Annotated in this window: 3 protein-coding genes; all 3 read right to left on the reverse strand. The window is 57.6% G+C overall.

Annotation, left to right across the window (positions count from 1 at the left end; translation table 11 throughout):
- Positions 1 to 599: DUF484 family protein (locus PROAA_RS12805; protein ID WP_186411713.1), on the reverse strand; the 599-nt coding region annotated here is incomplete at its 3' end.
- The gene (dapF, locus tag PROAA_RS12810) at positions 596 to 1,426 is read right to left on the reverse strand and encodes a diaminopimelate epimerase (protein WP_186411714.1); all 831 of its coding nucleotides are present in this window, start codon (positions 1,424 to 1,426) and stop codon (positions 596 to 598) included. The genes PROAA_RS12805 and dapF, both read right to left, overlap by 4 nt.
- A 6-nt stretch (positions 1,427 to 1,432) precedes the next feature.
- On the reverse strand, positions 1,433 to 1,735 hold a 303-nt coding region (locus PROAA_RS12815), incomplete at its 5' end, for a GNAT family N-acetyltransferase (RefSeq protein WP_186411715.1).

A 1,735-nucleotide genomic window follows, 5' to 3' on the forward strand; every position in this document is an offset into this window, starting at 1 on the left:
TACAAGGTGCCCATTCCGACATAGAAGCGCTGCGGCTCTTCGCTACCGAGCGCGATCATTCCAACGGTACCGCCTCCGCTACGCATGGCGATCAGAGCCTGCGAGCGTATGTGCTCCGCGGCATCGCCGAACCAGGATGAGGTTTCAAAGCCGGAAGTCGAACCGCAATAGGGTTGACTGAGTGTCTCGGCAAACACCTGCAATTCTTCGCTGACGTTGGCAAATTCAGGCAGTTCATCCGTGTTGTCCGATCGATCCCACAGGCGCAGGGCCACGTGCGGAATGGAGAAGTCGTCGCGCAAATGAAAATTCAGCGTGTGCAGCACCGACTGAAAGCTGGAAGCAGCAATCATTGCGACCGCGAGGCGATGCATCTTTTCGCTGATCGTGTCGTTTTCCTCACCGAACTGAAGTAACTCGTCCATCTTGGCTTCAAGCAGCTTGTTCTTGTCGCGCAAACTCAACATCTGGCGCTCGGTAATCGAGATGGTTCGCCCGCCATGCGGATGCGGAATAACAATGCGCGCAACCAGATCCGCATGCTCTTCGAAGAACTGCGGATTATCCTGCAGGTATTTGGCGATCTCTTCTGATTTCATATCTCGATTTCTCCGGTATAGACAGTAACCGCCGGGCCGGTCATCAGCACGGATGTGCCCTCGCCGCCCCAGGCAATAGTAAGCTCTCCGCCATGCGTTGTAACACGCACTGGCGAGTCGAGCAGGCCGCGCGCAATTCCCGCGACCACGGCGGCGCAAGCGCCGGAACCACAGGCCAGCGTTTCGCCGGCCCCACGTTCGAAAACACGCAGTCGAATCGCCCGCCGTCCGACAATCTGCATGAAGCCGGCATTGACCCGCTGCGGAAAGTGGGGGTGTGACTCGATCAACGGCCCCCAAGAAGCAACGGGTGCCGTATCGATATCGGTAACCACGTGCACAGCGTGAGGATTGCCCATTGAAACCGCCGTGATCTCGATTGCCTCGTTGCCAATCGTGAGCAATTGAACGAGTTCGTCCGTCAGGCTGAGGAACGGGATCTTCTCCGGTGCAAACACGGGCACACCCATGTCCACCGTGACAGCCCCATCGGCCTCCAAACGGAGGCCAAGGATACCGCCCGTTGTTTCAACACGAATCTCGTGCTTTTCGGTCAAACCCTGATCGTGCACAAAACGCACGAAGCAGCGTGCACCATTGCCACACTGCTCAACCTCACCGCCATCGGCATTGAAAATGCGGTAGCCAAAATCCACACCGGCTTGCGACGGCTTCTCGACCAGCAGTATCTGGTCGCAGCCGACACCGAAGTTGCGGCTGGCGAGCAGGCGCAACTGTTCCGGTGACAAATCGATCGACTGGCGCACACCGTCGAGCACAACGAAGTCGTTGCCCAACCCGTGCATTTTCGAGAACTTGAGTTTCATGGTGGCCTACGCAATGGAACGGCTCATTATAAAGTCGTCCATGACAAATCCACCGCCAATATTGACGCACACCGACTCACGTACCGAGAAGCCCTTCCTCTCATAAGCGGCAATGGCACGGACATTCTGCTTATTCACCGCCAGAACCAGCGTATCGCAGCAGGCCGCACGACCACGCCCGACAACCCGCTCTATCAGCGCGCCGCCAACACCGTCGCGTTGCCAATCCGGATGTACATAAACCTTGTCCAGCTTGATCTCGCCCGGCGTATCGGTCAGGTAGCAGGAGGAAAACCCGACCCGCTCGCC

This window comes from Candidatus Propionivibrio aalborgensis (assembly GCF_900089945.1).
Classification (GTDB): domain Bacteria; phylum Pseudomonadota; class Gammaproteobacteria; order Burkholderiales; family Rhodocyclaceae; genus Propionivibrio; species Propionivibrio aalborgensis.